This window comes from uncultured Planococcus sp., assembly GCF_947501725.1.
Classification (GTDB): domain Bacteria; phylum Bacillota; class Bacilli; order Bacillales_A; family Planococcaceae; genus Planococcus; species Planococcus donghaensis_C.
Window position 1 is genome coordinate 241268 of sequence record NZ_CANMXD010000003.1, and the last position, 15851, is coordinate 257118.

A 15851-nucleotide genomic window follows, 5' to 3' on the forward strand; every position below is an offset into this window, starting at 1 on the left:
GATGGAGCTGGACACTAAGAAAAGCGGAAGCAGCCGCTTAGCTCCGACAAGCGCTGGAAGCCTTACCGGTAATGGCGTTCTTTGCCATTGCTGGTAAGGCTGAAGCGACTCGAGGAGCTGGCTGCCGGAGCCTGGACACTGAAAACCACAATCCCCAGACCCCACCAAACAAAACTAAAAAACTAACATCCATTACTTCTTAGAACACTAAAAAACCGACCAAGGCCGGTTTGAGCTTGTAGACAAAAGAATATTGATGTCATTTAAAGAATGAATACACATTTTAACATATTTATACCGGATCCTGCGCTTCAGGCGGACGCTTTCCGCGGGCTCGCGCCGAACTAACTCGGACTGGCGCCCGAGTGGATTTCGGCACTTCGCTGTCCCCGCAGGAGTCGCCGCCTTGTGCTCCGGATCCTTGAGTGAAGGGTTTTCTAGATTTGTTAGGACTATTCTTTCTAGAACAGACTAGCAAGCTTCTCTCTTTGATTGAAGCAACATGCCCCCAACCGGGCTGGCCACGAAGACTCCAGTGGGACAGCGAAAGCTGAAGACCCCGCAGGAAAGGCATTGGCCGAAACTTGTGAGGCCAATCCTTTGCGACGAAGCTAGCGCAGCGATGCAGGAGCATGGGTTTTCCAGTGACGAGGAGGCTGAAGCTGAGCTCACGGAAAGCGAAGTGGCCGGACCGGTTGGGGATTATGCACCGCTATACATTTTGGTCAGACTTTGTCTACAGTCTGAAACCGGCCAAGGCCGGTTTTTTAATTCATTTCGATCTCTTTCAACTCTCTGATTTCATTTAAGATCAACATTTCTTTAATCGAATTGCGCTCAAAATCAGCACCGTAAATCCAGCCTTCCTCATACTGCTGTTTCCAGACGACCGTCGCACCTGCGGTGATTGTTTCATGATTCAGGACAAACTGCAGATTGACGTTTTCTTCTCCCGGCTTCAACTCTTTTTCGGAAAACAGTTTTGCTCCCTTAGGCGAAATATCAAGCAATAAACAATATATTTTCGGAGACACCGCTTGATTCGCGAGTGGGTCCATCAATTGCAGACATATTTCTGGCGGCGTGCCAAAAGTGTAACGAAAACTTTCTGACCGTTTATAGAACATGGCTGTCCCTCCTATTTGTCCCTCCAGTATAAACCAATTGGTTATGCACGGATAAGGGCAAGGATTTTAATTTCTTTCGCACCCTTTTCTTTCAGGACTTTAGCAGCCAGGCGCATCGTACTTCCTGTGGTATATAAATCATCAAACAGCAAGATTTTTTCAGGTACAGCTTGTCCATTCCACCAAAAGACGTCTTGCAGTGCCATTCTTTCGGATTTCGATTTCTCACCAAGACCGACTTCATTTTTCCCGAGGCAATGTGTATATGGGATAGAAGCTGCATCAAGCAGCCGATCAACTTGAGGGAAAGTCCGTTCTTTCAATTTGACAGCATTCATCGGAATCGGAACAATCACCGAATTCTGTTTGCCGCATTCTTCTTTTAGAACCGAAGCGAAAACTTCCGACAACACCACGTCTTTCAAAAATTTATATTGATGAAGAAATTCTTTCATCGCGTGATTATAGCGGTATAAGCTCTTCCCAGAATCAATTACCCCAGCATACTCTGTAGTTTCCCACTGACTGCAATTGAGGCATTTCCCTTCTCCTGGGGCACTGCAAAGTGGGCATCCTACTGCGGTCCTTTCGAAGCCGGCACGACAGCGCAGACAAATCACCTCTTCCAACTCATTGAAAAAAATGCTTCGCCAACTTACTTGGGATGATGTCATTCGATCACATAAATAGCAATTCAAATTCCAGCCCCCTCATTATAAGAAACGATCAACTTTTTCGCTTTATCCATCTGCCGGACAATGCCATTGTGAAAAAATACGATTTCCCCGTCTGGATAGTCTTTGGATCTGCCTGTTCTCCCGGAGATTTGAATTAATGCCGCAGCGTCAAAAATAGGTTGATCTGCTCCGACTACCGCAACTTGCACATTCGTAATCGTGATTCCGCGCTCCAAAATCGTCGAAGTCAATACGCCGGGAATTTGCCTTTGACGCAATTTCATGATTTTCTCTTTTCTGTCTTCATCTTGAGAGTGGACCGCTTCGATGCTTGGATGTTTTTTCTGGAATAGGACTATCGCCTGTTCAATCAGTTCAATCGATGGAAAAAACAATAAGAACGGTTGCTCTTTCGCTATTTTATCATCTACCCATGCCATTAATTTCGACGGAATCCTGCCTTTGGCAATATCCTTTTCGTACCCCCATAAGGAGCGGAATTCTGGAACAGGCAAAGGGTAACCATGAAACCGCTGAAATATCTTTGAAGTATTGGACACTTGCTTTATTAATTGATCTGAAGGAGTCGCTGACACATAAATGATGGGCGCTTCCTTTTTCTTCGCCTTTATAACCGCCCTCTTCAGCGCTGGGTCATAAGAATAGGGAAATGCATCCGCCTCATCGACGATCATGACATCGAAGGCATCTTTGAATCGATACAATTGATGGGTAGTGGCAAGGACCAATTGGGCAAAGCCAGGTTCTTCTGGAGAATTCCCGTAGAGGCTATGGACAATCGTATTCGGAAAAACGGTTCGCAATCGTGGAGAAAGCTCCAATACCACGTCCGTTCTGGGAGCAGCGATGCAAACACGCTGCCCTTTTTTCAATGCATCGAAGATGGACGGAAACAACAGCTCAGTTTTTCCTGCTCCACACACAGCGTATACAAGGTGATCGTTTTTTTGTGAGAGGCTATTTTGAACTTCCAGCGAAGCTTTTTCCTGCAGCGGGGTGAGATTGCCGTTCCAATGGAATGAATGGCTTTGAGGAGAGATTGTTGAAGGGAGCGCCCAAGTGATCAATTCCGTACAGGAACTGATGCGCCCCATTTTTATGCAGTGCCGGCAATAATAACAGATTCCATTGCACCTGGCACATAAAAAAGGAATGATTTTTTGTTTGGATTTTTCCAGGCATCTGGCACATTGCCTTCCGTCAAGCATCCCTTGACTGACACTGATGGCTCCGGTGGATATGGCTTTGTCCACGAGCTCCTTTGGAAATGGAATAAAATTTCGCAGCCATGTTCTGCCTGTTAAAAATTCTTCTAACTGCTTCATCTGCAACCACCTTTCGGTAGAGAAAAAGCCTCAGCAGGTTTATTTCTTCACCCAACCAAGACCCATCGCTCCTTCTCCTAAATGTGTTCCAATAACCGGTCCGAAATAGGAAATTTCAAAATCCACTTCCGGACACGCAATTTCCAGTTCCGCTTTCCATTGCTTTGCTTCTTCAGGACGGTTCGCATGAATAATTGTCGCTTGCCACTCGTGGCCATCTTTGCTATCTTCTTTCAACAAATCCACAATTCGGTTCATCGCTTTTTTGCGCGTCCGGATTTTTTCGAAAGGAATAATGACTTTTTGCTGAAAGTGCAATATCGGTTTAATTTGCAGCATCCCGCCAACCAAGGCCTGGGCACTGGATAATCTTCCCCCGCGCTGCAGATGCTTCAAATCTTCCACCATGAAATAAGCGCGCAAAGAGGTTTTCATTTCATCCAATTCAGCTAAAATCGTTTGAGCATCCGCTCCCTCTTCAGCCATCTTCGCAGCTTTTACCGTGTAAAATCCCTGCAGAGCACAGGTGAGTTCCGTATCAAAAGAATATACTTTTACATTCTCGACCATTTCTGCCGCCTGCTTCGAACCTGCATAAGTCCCACTGATGCCACTGGACAAATGGATGGAGACAATTTCCTTGTGATCGGCTGAAAGCTTGTCATAAAGTGTGGTGAATTCTCCCAGTGGGGGCTGTGAAGTTTTCGGGAATTCCACTTTCGCCTTTTGATAAAACTCTTCTTCGGTCATTTCCGCTTCTTTAAATGACTTGTTTCCGAATGTCACTTCCAGCGAAATCATATGAATATTCAACGCTTTACGTGTTTCTTCAGATAAATAGGATGTGCTATCTGTTACAATTGCGGTTTTCATGCTTAATCAGCCTCCTCTGCTAGTTTACCAAAAAAAGACATAGAAAAGACATGAATGGAAAGGACATAATAAAAAAATTTCCCGCATATAGCGAGAAACCTTTTATTGATTACCGATAAAGTGAACGCTTGTCACTTTCCATCCATCATTCTCTTTTTCGAATACAACGACCTGCCGGCCGGATTGTTCAATCGCATCATCCGAGTTCGCGTCCTTCATCTTTACATTGAGTGTCGCAAAAACCTCCGCGCGATCTTCTTCGTATTTTACAATCGTTTCATCACTTGTTTCATATTGGCTGTCATAAGCTTCGAAAGCTTGTGCTAATGCAGCTTTATCTTCCTCGCGATCAAAACCATCCGGATCCTGGGCGATGGTGTTCATGTAACGATCAATATCTTCAGCATTAAACGCTGCAATATATTCATCATAAGCTGCCAATAATTCACTGGCCTGTTCTTCAGGCACTTCTGCTTCTATAACATTTCCTTCGTCATCTACTGTGAAACCGACTTTTTCTTCCTTGTCTTCATCAATGCCGTGGTCGACTGCATTATTCTCATTAGCTGCATTGCCATCTTCGACCGTGTTTTCATTGACTGAAGGCTCTTCGGAATCTGAACAGGCAGCCAGTGTCAAAATAAGTCCTGCTGCAATAATCATTTTTTTCATCATGCATTCCTCCTGCGCTTCATTTTGCCATAGGCAGTTGTTGAATACAATGAAGAAACTGTGTCATCTGTCAAAACTGAATTTTTTTCAGTTTTACGGTACACTAATAGGTACCAAAAAAGGAGGGATAGCATGGAGAAAAGAGATGCAAGACAGATACTGGAACAAAAAATGAGAGAAACGCGCCCTCAATGGAGCCGCAAACAGCCTGCCCGCCCCAAGAAGTATAAATCGAGTATGAAAAAAGTCGAGAATTACGTGGTCCTGGATTTTGAAACCACCGGTCTGCGTGCAGGAAGCGATAAAATCATCCAGATCGGAGCCGTCAAATTCATCGAGCATGAACGCAAGGAAACCATGTACCTCATGGTCAATCCGGAATGCTTCATTTCCAGCACCATCACCCGAATTACCGGCATCTCAAATAAAGATGTAGAAAACGCACCAACCATCGAAGAAGTAGCCCATGAACTGATTGCGTTTATCGGCGACTTGCCGATCATCGCTCATAATGCTCCTTTTGATATGGGATTCTTATATGCACTTGAAGAAATTACACCAATTCCTGAATATACAGTAATCGATACAGTCAAACTGGCGAGAAAAGCGATTACTCAAACACCCAACCACAAACTGACCACATTAACAGCTTTTTTAAAACTCGAGCACGACGCCCACGATGCACTAGGCGATTGCCTGGCAACGGCGGCCATCTATCAATACTGCTATGACCGTTTATAAAGAAAAGCGGAAGCGCCCAAAAGCAAAACAATTATTTCCTTACTAAACAAAAAAGACGGTGCAACTGCCAACCAGCAGATGCACCGTCTTCCCTATTCGTATTATCTTACTTCAACCCAGCCATTTTTAATCGCGGTCACAACTGCTTGTGTCCGGTCATTTACCTGCATTTTTTGTAAGATGCTCGATACATGGTTTTTAACTGTTTTTTCCGAGATGAATAGAGTTTCTCCGATGACTCGATTGCTTTGGCCATCTGTCAATAATTGAAGAACTTCACTTTCGCGTTTTGTCAAAAGATGGTATGGACGGCGAATTTCCGTTTGGTGGAAAGAGCCTTTGTTTTCACGTTCACTCAATCGACGGAATTCCATCACCAAATTACGGGTTACTTTCGGATGTAAATAAGATCCGCCTTTTGCTACTACTTTAATAGCCTGAATAATTGCATCTGCATCCATTTCTTTAAGCATATAACCTAAAGCACCTGTCTTCAATGCATGCGTTACATAAGATTCATCATCGTGAATGGACAGCATAATGACTTTTGCATCAGGGAATTTCTCAATCAGCTCACCTGTTGCTTCTACACCATTTTTTTGTGGCATGTTGATATCCATCAATACCACATCCGGCTGATTTTCTTCATATAATTTAACGACTTCGCTGCCATCTCCACCTTCAGCAACGACTTCAAACGAACTTTCAAAATCCAGAATTCTTTTTACACCTTCACGAAATAATTGGTGATCATCAATAATAATTATTTTTGTCATTATGTCGTCCTCCTCGAATACCCTATCTTACATACCCTTTTCAAAAGGTATATGAAACATTAAGATTGTACCGTTCCCTGGTGAGGAATTAATGAAAAAGTCACCTTCGACCAATTCAATTCTTTCTCTCATCCCGGCTAATCCGAATGACTGGTTTTTCACAATCCCTTGATCAAAACCAGTTCCGTTATCAGTTACCATAATTTTCACTTGGTCTTTCAACCATTCCATCTCAACTGTAATTTTAGTCGACTTTCCATGGCGGATTGCGTTTGAAATTCCTTCTTGGATAAGGCGGAAAATAGCAGTTTCGTATTTATTGGGTAACCGTCCTTCTTTTCCTTTTGACTGGAATTCCAATTTGATTCCCTTGTTGTACTCTTGAATGGTGTCGATGTATTTCTTTAAAGTCGGCACCAAACCAAGATCATCAAGCGCCATTGGCCGTAAATCGTAAATGATTCTCCTCACTTCAGTCAATGCCTGCCTAACCATATCCTTTAATGAAGTGATTTCCTGGAAAGCCAACTCAGGACCTTTTTCACGGTAAGTCCTTTCAATCAAATCTGAACGGAGCAGGACGTTCGCCATCATTTGAGCCGGTCCATCATGGATTTCCCTCGAGAGGCGTTTTCTTTCTTCCTCTTGTGCTTCAATGATGCGCAGACTATAATCCTGACTTGACTTATTCTTGCCGATAGCCTCATCCACATTCTCTAAATCTGAATTCAAATAACTGCTGGCGACATTGATTTGATTGACTAGGCTTTCAGCCCGTTCTATCGTCTGAAGTAAAATTTGAAGCCTGCGCTGCAGTTTGTCCCGCTTTTGCCGATACTTTTTTTCCTCGTTGCGATTTAGGGATAATTGTACTTGAAGGTCATTTGCCTGCTCATATACTTGGCGAACCTGACTTTCAGTAAAAGAATTGAAAAACTGAGATACTTCAGCTAAACGCCTCCTAGCAGCGCGCGTCTTCTCTTCCAAAAGATCTCCGGCTTCAATGACACGTGAAATATTCACTCGGACGTCTTCCAGCTCATCTTTCATCTCTTCATAACTTTGGCGACTTTCTTCGCTAATGACGAAAATATCCTGTTTTGCCTGTTCCATTCCTTCCAACATTGCATTAAAAATAGAATCAGGTGATTTTCCACCGATTTTCTTTGCCATTTCAAAACCGCCTTAGCTATACTGACTGTATCCAGGTATATTCCTTGCTTCTTTATACCTTGTCGGTTGTATTAAGTATATCACTATATACGCAAGACCATATTAAATATACGTTACAAATTATCTGATTTCATTTTACAACAGGGGGAGTCAAATTGCGAGAAAATTACACAACTGTAGGCGATTCTGCCAGTGCAGAAATACTTATCCAAAAATCCAGGTTCATCGGACATGCCGCTCGAGCAGAAACCGAACAGCAAGCTATCGAATTTATCGATTCAATTAAATCCCTTCACCGGTCAGCTACACATAATTGTTCTGCCTACCTTATCGGAGAGCACGACTCTGTGCAGAAAGCCAATGACGACGGGGAGCCAAGTGGAACTGCCGGGTTTCCTATGCTGGAGGTCCTTAAGAAACAAGGCTTGAAAGATACAGTCGTTGTTGTGACCCGCTATTATGGCGGAATCAAGCTGGGCAGCGGCGGCTTGATACGGGCATATGGGAAAGCTGTATCTGCGGCGCTTACTGCTGCTGGCATAGTCGAAAGAAAACTTCATCATGTGATGAAAACTTCTATAGACTATACCTGGCTTGGAAAACTGGAAAACGAAATCCGCCAATCTCCATATCCGCTGGATCATCTCGAATACACAGAAGGCGTGGATCTCTTTATTCATGTTCCAGTCGAAAAAGAAGAAGAATTTATCAATTGGATAAATGAATTGACAAATGGCCAAGCAAAGACCAGTATAGTCACCAGTGAATTTTTGGAGTTTAAGGCACTGTAATTCTTTTTATTTACGCATTTCCAAAATCACTGTATAATATCAACAGCATAGAAAAATGAAAATATACTTAATTCCAAATTTTAACATTTTTATTTTAAATAAAAGATTGGATTGTCCGAAATAGATACTCGGTTGGCCCATTCCTTATAGAGGAGAAACTAAACATGAACCGAAAAGTTTATCGGAAAACCAAATCAGATAAGAAAAGGACAATTATCAAGATAATCGCCACTTTAGCCGTCTCCTTACTTATTTGTGTATCTGCCTATGGTATTTATCTGGTGAAGAAGGCTGAGTTTGCAGCAGATGGAGCCTTTGATGATGGACTTGGCCTATCTGATTTACGCGACGAAAAAGTCGAGCCGCTTACTGATAATATTTCTATTTTGTTTATAGGAGTGGATGACAGTGAAGTGCGAGATCAAAACGATGACAATATCCGTTCGGATGCACTGATTTTAGCCACTTTGAACAACGAAGACAAGTCCATTAAATTGGTCAGTATTCCTCGTGACACCTATACCTATATTCCTGATGCAGGATACGAAGATAAAATTACGCACGCCTACTCTTATAATGGGCCGAGTTCGACCATTGAAAGTGTCGAAGAATTATTGGAAGTACCGGTGGATTATTATCTGCGCATGAATTTTGATGCTTTTATTGATACGATCGATGCTCTCGGTGGCATCAAAGTTGAAGTTCCTTATGATTTGACCGAGCAGGATGAAAATGATTCAAAAAATGCCATCGAATTGAAAGAAGGCATTCAATTTTTAAATGGCAGTGAAGCACTCGCACTTGCGAGAACTCGTCATTACGACAATGATATTGAGCGGGGCAAACGGCAACAGATGATTTTGGAATCCATTATGAACCGGACCTTGTCAGCCGGATCAATCACTAAATATGGGGATGTCATTGAAGCTGTGGGTGACAATATGAAAACGAGCATGAGTTTCAAGGACATGCAAGCATTTTTCGAATATGCGAAAAATGGAAAACCTGATGTAGAAACCATTACACTTGATGGCTACGATGATATGACCACAGGGATTTACTATTGGCAGCTTGAAGAAGAATCGCTGATGGAAGTACAAGATGTTCTAAAAAGCCACTTAGGTTTAAAGCCGGATACATCGAATTTAACGAATAGCGGAATTGAACAGGAATTAGCGGAATATCAAACAGAAGAGGAAAAAACACCACAATAAAATGTGGTGTTTTTTTTGTGTTTTATCACGTGCGTGGATAAAATTCGAATTAAGACGATCTATTCCTTCACAAAAAAAACTGAACCCAAAGCATTTGAGCTTCAAGTCCAGTTTCTTCATTTGCCGATCAGCCTCACCAAATTTAAAAGCGGACGGTAATTCTTTCCTGCCAATCCGACGACTTCCACGAAAAGTTCAATTGCTACCAGCATCACGCTGATGAGCAAAATCCCTCCCCATAAGGTTGCTTGTGAAAATAATAATGCTGCAAGCCCGAATAAGGCTGCAATCCCATAAATGATCAAAACAGTTTGTCTATGGGAGAATCCTATATTCAATAAACAGTGATGCAAATGGGATTTATCCGCTTCCGAAATAGATTTTTTCTCACGTACTCGACGAACAATGGCGAAAAATGTATCCGAAATCGGAACACCCAACATGATGATGGGGATAATTAACGCAACCACCGTTACGTTTTTGAAGCCCATCAATGCCAGCACCGAAATCATAAATCCAAGAAACAATGCACCCGTATCACCCATGAAGATTTTTGCGGGGTGAAAGTTGTAGACCAAAAATCCTGAAGTACTTGCCGCCAATAGAGCAGCTGTTGACATGACAAAGATATCGCCCATAATGAATGCCATAGCCGCTAAAGTCAATAAAGCAACCGTAGAAACACCAGCGGCCAATCCATCGAGGCCATCAATTAAATTAATTGCGTTTGTAATACCGACAATCCAAAGGATCGTCAGTGGAATACTCAAATAACCAAAATCCAGTACTCCGCCAAATGGCAGATTGATGAAGGAAATTTCAAGTCCACCGCCGACCACCACAATTCCTGCGGCAACCAATTGTCCGATTAATTTAGCTTTCGCACTGATTTCGTATATATCATCCAAGACACCGGTAATGATGATCAATAAGGCTCCTATAATAATAGCCGTTTCAATGGAAATAAATGAAGCCTCTATAGCATTGGAAATCGGATCTTGGGGTTTCAATATAAAATAAGCGATTAAAAATGAACCAAAAATGGCCAATCCGCCTAATCGCGGCATAATTCTCGCATGAACTTTTCGATAATTCGGACGGTCAACTGCGCCTACCCGAAAGGCGATGCGTTTGACAATCGGAGTCAGCACAATCGAAGCGATAAATGCCAAAACCATTGTAAGGTATAGCATATCTTTCCTCCTTAAAAACATTGATACATACATATCCATTTGTATTATAGCATGACTAAATTAGAAATAAAGAAAAATTTGCCTATACTTAAGGCTCTTTTAAATTGGACGACTTCATTCGGATAAAGTTTCAACAAGCACAAATTTTTATTTATCAAAACTATATTCGCCGCAAGAACAGGCAAAATAGTGAAACCACTGATTTCTTACTCTCCAAGTTTCTTCAATAATTCTTGCTCTCTTGTTTTGCTTATCCCTGCTTTCAATCGAAAATCCCCTTGTTTTTCAATCCATTCGAGTGTTTCTTTTGCAGATTGTTTCAGCGTACGAAAGGTCAAACCTGCGCTTTTCGCTTTTTTATTATCTGCCAAAATGAAACCATCTGGAAATTCTTCTGAATTGGGAATCCAAAACGGCAGTTCAAAAGCTTCCACCCCTTCCTCTATTAAATACTGATCATCTGCCCAAATAGTTTTACATTCTCTATCGGATATTTGCTCAACAAACTCTTTCATAGAAACTGGATCAGCCACTACATTGAACACCCCTGTCACCTTTGTCTCCAATTGCATGACTGTAAACCGGGCTAAATCTCTGGCATCGATCCATTGGACCTTCCTTTCTTTACTTCCTGGAATTAATACAGTACTTTTATCATTTAATTTCATTGCCCAGTAAGTAAACCTGTCTGTGGGGTCAAAAGGTCCAATCACGATGCCTGGACGGATGATCAATGCCTTGCCTCCAATCTCTTCTTTAATCAGCTGTTCACACATCACCTTGAAAGGGCCATAGGTATCACTTGTAACCTGGTCACCTTTGACATTTTCTCGAAATACAGAAGAACTTTCTTTAACAGGCCCCGATGTGAAGTCATTATATACAGAAATCGTAGAAATGAATGTGTAATGATCCGTTCTGATATTTTCCATTATTGGCTGCAAATCTGCTGGTGTGTAAGCAGATGTATCCAATACAGCATCCCATTTTTCATCTCCAATTTTTGCAGCGTCTTTTCTTCTGTCCCCCTTAATTTTCTTTAGATTCGGAAAGAGTCCAGGATTACTTTTCCCCCGATTGAACAAAATCACTTCATGCCCTTTAGACACTAGTTCCTCTACCATATGTCTCCCTACAAAAGATGTGCCTCCGAGTACTAAAACTTTCATTTACCTGCTCCTTTATAAGTATTTTTGATTACTTAAATATCTTATATATGATATATTAAATAAAATAGATTGAATTTTAACTTTTTAGGAGTGTTACTTAAATGGATAACTCTCTTCAACCCTATTCATTGAAGACGGATTGGACGCCTTGGGATGAAGCTGCTGTTTTGAAGATGGATTACGGATCCCGTGCAGAACTCGCAAAAATCATCAACTGCGAAGGATTGCTTGTTGATTTGTCGATGGACCAGCATACTGAAGTACGATTGGCTGTTGCCCAAAACCTTCATACGCCTCATCAGACATTAAAAAGGTTAAGCGAAGAAGATTTATGTATTACTATTAAAGATACCGCTAAAAAAACCTTATTAAACCTCCCTGCCACGAGGAATTGACTTTTTGATGTTTAGCATCTGCCTTTGAAGGTTATTATAGAAGTAAGCTAAATTTTGAAGGAGGAATTATTCATGAGCGACAATAAAGGCTTCTCAGATAAGTTAAAAGGTGCCGTGAACAAAGGCAAGGGCGAGCTCAAAGATCAAATCGGTAATGCCTCTGATGATCCGAAAAAGCAGAATGAAGGCAAAATGGATAAGGCCAAAGGGAATATCCAAGATAAGATCGGCGACTTTAAAAACAAAAATAATAAATAATCAAAAGCCCGGTTTCTGAAACGGGCTTTTTTTCTTGCATTTATAATGTTTTCAAAAGTTAAAGAATTCGGTTATAATAAATATTCGTGCGTAAATGTTATTTATGAAGGAGCTTGTCATGCAAAAGAAGGCGCTTACAAAAATAGATATCCTCACCTTGGGACTGATGCTTTTCGCTTTGTTCCTTGGCGCTGGAAACATCATCTTCCCCCCCTATTTAGGGCAGCTTGCCGGCGATCAATTAGCAATCGCCATAACCGGATTTTTGCTGACAGGAGTCGGCCTTCCGTTATTGGGCATTCTGGCAATCGCGAAAGCAGGCGGTGACCTTCAGTCCATCGCCGGGCGCGTTCACCCCGTATTCGGCATTGTGTTTACAATGATTGTTTACTTAGCGATCGGTCCTTTCTTCGGGATTCCGCGTACCGCTACAGTTGCTTTTGAAATCGGGACAGCACCTTTTCTGCCAGCTGACTTCGCTGAATCTTTCTGGTCTTTGTCTATCTTTACGCTAATCTTCTTTACCATCACAGTTTTGTTTGCGATGAATCCCACGAAATTAGTAGATAGGATCGGTAAAGTTTTGACGCCATTGCTAATACTGGTCATTGGATCACTGGCTATAAAAAGTTTTTTGACGCCGATGGGTTCTATCAATTCACCTGTTGGAAATTATGATACAGAGGCATTCTTTGAAAGCTTTCTGCAGGGTTACCTTACGATGGATGCTATAGCCGCTTTGGTCTTCGGGATTGTCATTATTCAGTCCGTCCGAAGCAAAGGCGTTACGGATACAAGGACCATTCTAAAAGCGACCGCTTATGCCGGGTTTATTGCTGCCATCGGTTTATCTGCAGTATATTTATCGTTAAGCCACATTGGAGCTACAAGTGTAGAAGCTATCGGCCTGCAGGATAACGGAGGCATCATTATTGCGATGGCTTCACGTATTCTATATGGAGAAATTGGAGGCATTATCCTATCTGCTGCAATAAGCTTTGCTTGTTTGACTACTTCTATCGGATTGGTATCGGCCACTGCACAATTCTTTTATAAGATTTTCCCAAAATTTTCTTATATCACTTATGTCCTGTTTTTTGCACTCTTTTCCGCAATAATTGCAAATGTAGGCTTAACACAGTTAATCGCCATATCACTCCCTGTATTATTGGCAATATATCCTGTGGCAATTGTTCTAGTCATACTGTCATTTTTTGATCGAGTTTTCTATCGAAAACCGTTCGTCTACATGATTGCCCTCTCAGTAACTGCAATCGTCAGTATTTTCGACGCCCTCCGTTCAGCCGGAATAGCCTTTGAACAGATCGATTCGATTTTAAGCCATCTGCTGTTTTTTGAACAGGGAATCGGCTGGGTCCTTCCGGCTGTTGTCGGAACTGCAATCGGAATAGCAGTTGCGCGATCGACCCATAAGAACAACCAAAGGAGCCTTCCCCTATAGGGAATGGCTCCTTTGTATTTAAAATAATCTCTGCGTTGGCGGTGGGGTATCATTTTTGTTCTGTCTATCTCTTTCGTCATAATGATCGCGAGGGTTTCTACCCTTATCACCCTGATCCTTTCGCTCATCATTCAGTAGATGCTCTTCTTCTGAATCGCGTCCAAACGGTGCAGGACCCAAATTCGGGTCTACTCCAGGTGAAGGTTCATCCTGACGACGGTTTACTCCATCTTCACGCAATAGATTATCTTCGCCTTCTTTTGTTTGAAGGCCTGGTTCATGATCCAATTCCTTCTCACGTACACTGCCTTCATCTTTCTTCAACCCATCTGTCGGATGAATTTCATCACCTTTCAAGCGCGAATCCTGCAAGCGGTCATTCTTACCTGCACGTGCATGCTGATCTTCTCTGGAAACTTCGCGCGCATATATCTCATCAGAGTTTCCGTGGTTAACGTCGTTGCGATGAACAACTTTATTACCCGCTGTTTGTCCTGTGCTACCTTCCATATCCATTGGAGCATTTGAATCATCTAAAGAAGAAAAATGTTCATCTTCGGGTGAGGCTGCATCTCCGTCTGTATATAGAAGAACAGCTCCTTTTTCAATTTCACGTTCATAGTCATCTGCTCTGTCTTTATTCAAATTAAACCGATCCAGTTCTTTTCTGACAACATCTTTCCCTCCCAGAAATGATTTAAAGCGATTTGAAAAGGAATTGGCCTGATCTGCATGAACACCTGAATTTCCAGCAGTTTCCACCATTTTCTTATCATTAGCCATTACATGGATATCCTCTTCACGATAGCCTTTTGCTTTTAAAGACTGGATGGCTGTTTCCATTTCTGATTTACTGTAGACAATTTCAAATTCACGATTTCCTGATCTCATTTTATAAAACCTCCTGTGTACTGTGTTACTTTTGTTTACCCTCTCCTATGGATCGCTAAAACCTACAGTGAGCAAAGACAAGACCCCACTCCCCAGCTGCCTATATTATCCTTGAGTCAAAAAAACTTTGCTGAACGTTCAGCAAAGTTTTACTTATACTTTTTGTCGCTTTGGGTATGCTTTTCAGCTTCACTCGAACCGCCACGTACTTTTTCAACATCAGGCTTTTTCTGTGTGGTAAACGAATTATGCTTTTCATCCTGCACTATAGTAGGCTCCTGCATAAATGTTTCACCACGGGCAAAACGGTCTTCCTGCTCATCAAAGTTATTATCGACTGAATTGATGAACTGCCTTCTTTCCCGATCATTCGGTTCTTCTTGTTCTGCCCTTACTTCATTGCTGGAAATTTCATCAAGGATTGTTTCACTCTCTTCGTCTTTGTAGAGCAATATGCCGCCTTTTGCAAGATCAGCTGTATAACGTTCTGTTTCTGTCTCCGAAAGGTTCAAGGATTTGACCCCTTCCCGTATACCACTATCTCCAGAAATGAATCCTTTGAATTTGTCAGCAAATGTATCGACTTCTTTTTTATCGACTTCGTAATCCTTAAAGTGGTCAGTATCTCTTGCCATTATATGAAGATCCTGCTCCTTATAACCTAAACTCTTTAGCTCCTCAATCTTCTTCAATAAATCAGTTTCTGAAAATACTACCGCCAAGACTTTTTTGTGCGAACTCATACAAAAACCTCCATAGATTTGATAAAATACCTTATTGTATCTTTACCCATCACAGGACTAACCTTAACCTTCCCAGTCAATTGAATGGGAAAATCCCCTATCCATCATTTTTGATCCCACAACTGAAAGGCTGCTGATCTACACATTTTTTAGATTGAGGCGCAAGATTTACTTGTCAACCAATCTTTTCTAATACAATATGCCTAGAGATAGGTCTATTTCAAAAAAATTTTTATTCAACAATTACCGGAGTAAGCATATTTTACCTTTTTTCTCTTTTTCCATATTTCTAAAATAAAAAAGCAGTTTATTTTGAAAATTGATGATATCATGGATTAAAGATATGAACA

The 15851-nt window shown here is 41.7% G+C and carries 17 protein-coding genes; 6 read left to right on the top strand and 11 right to left on the bottom strand.

The window, feature by feature from the left end:
* Positions 1-767: 767 nt before the first annotated feature.
* The 5 genes from Q0785_RS05760 to Q0785_RS05780 form a co-directional block, all read right to left on the bottom strand.
* The gene (locus tag Q0785_RS05760; RefSeq protein ID WP_298826882.1) at positions 768-1127 is read right to left on the bottom strand and encodes a PilZ domain-containing protein; all 360 of its coding nucleotides are present in this window, start codon (positions 1125-1127) and stop codon (positions 768-770) included.
* A gap of 41 nt (positions 1128-1168) precedes the next feature.
* A complete protein-coding gene (locus tag Q0785_RS05765) occupies positions 1169-1540 on the bottom strand; it encodes a phosphoribosyltransferase family protein (protein WP_298827323.1) in 372 nt (123 codons plus the stop codon).
* Positions 1541-1821: 281 nt separating this feature from the next.
* Complete coding sequence (locus Q0785_RS05770) at positions 1822-3150, bottom strand: DEAD/DEAH box helicase family protein (protein ID WP_298826885.1); 1329 nt, start codon at positions 3148-3150, stop codon at positions 1822-1824.
* A 39-nt stretch (positions 3151-3189) separates the two neighbouring features.
* Positions 3190-4023: a DegV family protein gene (locus tag Q0785_RS05775; protein WP_298826888.1), complete on the bottom strand. Its 834-nt coding sequence runs from the start codon at positions 4021-4023 to the stop codon at positions 3190-3192.
* 102 nt (positions 4024-4125) lie between these two features.
* A complete protein-coding gene (locus Q0785_RS05780) occupies positions 4126-4695 on the bottom strand; it encodes a DUF4440 domain-containing protein (protein WP_298826891.1) in 570 nt (189 codons plus the stop codon).
* A gap of 132 nt (positions 4696-4827) precedes the next feature.
* Between Q0785_RS05780 and Q0785_RS05785 the strand changes: the two genes are divergently transcribed.
* Positions 4828-5436, top strand: coding sequence for a 3'-5' exonuclease (locus Q0785_RS05785; protein WP_298826894.1), 609 nt, complete (start codon positions 4828-4830; stop codon positions 5434-5436).
* A 101-nt stretch (positions 5437-5537) separates the two neighbouring features.
* Here Q0785_RS05785 and Q0785_RS05790 read toward each other — a convergent pair whose 3' ends face one another.
* Both Q0785_RS05790 and Q0785_RS05795 read right to left on the bottom strand, forming a co-directional pair.
* Positions 5538-6212, bottom strand: a complete 675-nt coding sequence (locus tag Q0785_RS05790; protein ID WP_223634061.1) for a response regulator transcription factor — start codon at positions 6210-6212, stop codon at positions 5538-5540.
* A gap of 27 nt (positions 6213-6239) precedes the next feature.
* Complete coding sequence (locus Q0785_RS05795) at positions 6240-7385, bottom strand: sensor histidine kinase (protein WP_298826903.1); 1146 nt, start codon at positions 7383-7385, stop codon at positions 6240-6242.
* A gap of 155 nt (positions 7386-7540) precedes the next feature.
* On the opposite strand from Q0785_RS05795, the gene Q0785_RS05800 reads away from it, so the two are divergent.
* Complete coding sequence (locus tag Q0785_RS05800) at positions 7541-8176, top strand: YigZ family protein (protein ID WP_298826906.1); 636 nt, start codon at positions 7541-7543, stop codon at positions 8174-8176.
* 164 nt (positions 8177-8340) lie between these two features.
* On the top strand, positions 8341-9390 hold the full coding sequence (locus Q0785_RS05805; RefSeq protein WP_298826909.1) for an LCP family protein: 1050 nt from the start codon (positions 8341-8343) through the stop codon (positions 9388-9390).
* 116 nt (positions 9391-9506) lie between these two features.
* On the opposite strand, the gene Q0785_RS05810 is transcribed toward Q0785_RS05805, so the two are convergent.
* Positions 9507-10583, bottom strand: coding sequence for an MraY family glycosyltransferase (locus tag Q0785_RS05810; protein WP_223634087.1), 1077 nt, complete (start codon positions 10581-10583; stop codon positions 9507-9509).
* Between the two features lie 206 nt (positions 10584-10789).
* A complete protein-coding gene (locus tag Q0785_RS05815; protein ID WP_298826914.1) occupies positions 10790-11752 on the bottom strand; it encodes an NAD-dependent epimerase/dehydratase family protein in 963 nt (320 codons plus the stop codon).
* A gap of 101 nt (positions 11753-11853) precedes the next feature.
* Between Q0785_RS05815 and Q0785_RS05820 the strand changes: the two genes are divergently transcribed.
* From Q0785_RS05820 to brnQ, 3 genes are all read left to right on the top strand, one after another.
* Complete coding sequence (locus tag Q0785_RS05820) at positions 11854-12147, top strand: hypothetical protein (protein ID WP_298826918.1); 294 nt, start codon at positions 11854-11856, stop codon at positions 12145-12147.
* Positions 12148-12219: 72 nt separating this feature from the next.
* Positions 12220-12405 (top strand): CsbD family protein, encoded by a 186-nt coding sequence (locus Q0785_RS05825; RefSeq protein WP_298826921.1) that lies wholly within the window; start codon positions 12220-12222, stop codon positions 12403-12405.
* A gap of 118 nt (positions 12406-12523) precedes the next feature.
* Complete coding sequence (gene brnQ / locus Q0785_RS05830) at positions 12524-13867, top strand: branched-chain amino acid transport system II carrier protein (RefSeq protein WP_298826924.1); 1344 nt, start codon at positions 12524-12526, stop codon at positions 13865-13867.
* A gap of 18 nt (positions 13868-13885) precedes the next feature.
* On the opposite strand, the gene Q0785_RS05835 is transcribed toward brnQ, so the two are convergent.
* Positions 13886-14758, bottom strand: a complete 873-nt coding sequence (locus Q0785_RS05835; RefSeq protein WP_298826927.1) for a general stress protein — start codon at positions 14756-14758, stop codon at positions 13886-13888.
* Between the two features lie 149 nt (positions 14759-14907).
* A complete protein-coding gene (locus Q0785_RS05840) occupies positions 14908-15501 on the bottom strand; it encodes a general stress protein (RefSeq protein WP_298826929.1) in 594 nt (197 codons plus the stop codon).
* Positions 15502-15851: the final 350 nt, after the last annotated feature.

What these genes read in the sequence shown, in the direction of transcription:
- Q0785_RS05785 (WP_298826894.1), top strand. Translation starts at nt 4,828, where the DNA reads ATGGAGAAAAGAGATGCAAGACAGATACTGGAACAAAAAATGAGAGAA.
- Q0785_RS05760 (WP_298826882.1), bottom strand. Translation starts at nt 1,127, where the DNA reads ATGTTCTATAAACGGTCAGAAAGTTTTCGTTACACTTTTGGCACGCCG.
- Q0785_RS05775 (WP_298826888.1), bottom strand. Translation starts at nt 4,023, where the DNA reads ATGAAAACCGCAATTGTAACAGATAGCACATCCTATTTATCTGAAGAA.
- Q0785_RS05825 (WP_298826921.1), top strand. Translation starts at nt 12,220, where the DNA reads ATGAGCGACAATAAAGGCTTCTCAGATAAGTTAAAAGGTGCCGTGAAC.
- Q0785_RS05795 (WP_298826903.1), bottom strand. Translation starts at nt 7,385, where the DNA reads ATGGCAAAGAAAATCGGTGGAAAATCACCTGATTCTATTTTTAATGCA.
- Q0785_RS05820 (WP_298826918.1), top strand. Translation starts at nt 11,854, where the DNA reads ATGGATAACTCTCTTCAACCCTATTCATTGAAGACGGATTGGACGCCT.
- Q0785_RS05835 (WP_298826927.1), bottom strand. Translation starts at nt 14,758, where the DNA reads ATGAGATCAGGAAATCGTGAATTTGAAATTGTCTACAGTAAATCAGAA.
- Q0785_RS05790 (WP_223634061.1), bottom strand. Translation starts at nt 6,212, where the DNA reads ATGACAAAAATAATTATTATTGATGATCACCAATTATTTCGTGAAGGT.
- Q0785_RS05810 (WP_223634087.1), bottom strand. Translation starts at nt 10,583, where the DNA reads ATGCTATACCTTACAATGGTTTTGGCATTTATCGCTTCGATTGTGCTG.
- Q0785_RS05780 (WP_298826891.1), bottom strand. Translation starts at nt 4,695, where the DNA reads ATGAAAAAAATGATTATTGCAGCAGGACTTATTTTGACACTGGCTGCC.
- Q0785_RS05815 (WP_298826914.1), bottom strand. Translation starts at nt 11,752, where the DNA reads ATGAAAGTTTTAGTACTCGGAGGCACATCTTTTGTAGGGAGACATATG.
- Q0785_RS05770 (WP_298826885.1), bottom strand. Translation starts at nt 3,150, where the DNA reads ATGAAGCAGTTAGAAGAATTTTTAACAGGCAGAACATGGCTGCGAAAT.
- Q0785_RS05805 (WP_298826909.1), top strand. Translation starts at nt 8,341, where the DNA reads ATGAACCGAAAAGTTTATCGGAAAACCAAATCAGATAAGAAAAGGACA.
- brnQ (WP_298826924.1), top strand. Translation starts at nt 12,524, where the DNA reads ATGCAAAAGAAGGCGCTTACAAAAATAGATATCCTCACCTTGGGACTG.
- Q0785_RS05840 (WP_298826929.1), bottom strand. Translation starts at nt 15,501, where the DNA reads ATGAGTTCGCACAAAAAAGTCTTGGCGGTAGTATTTTCAGAAACTGAT.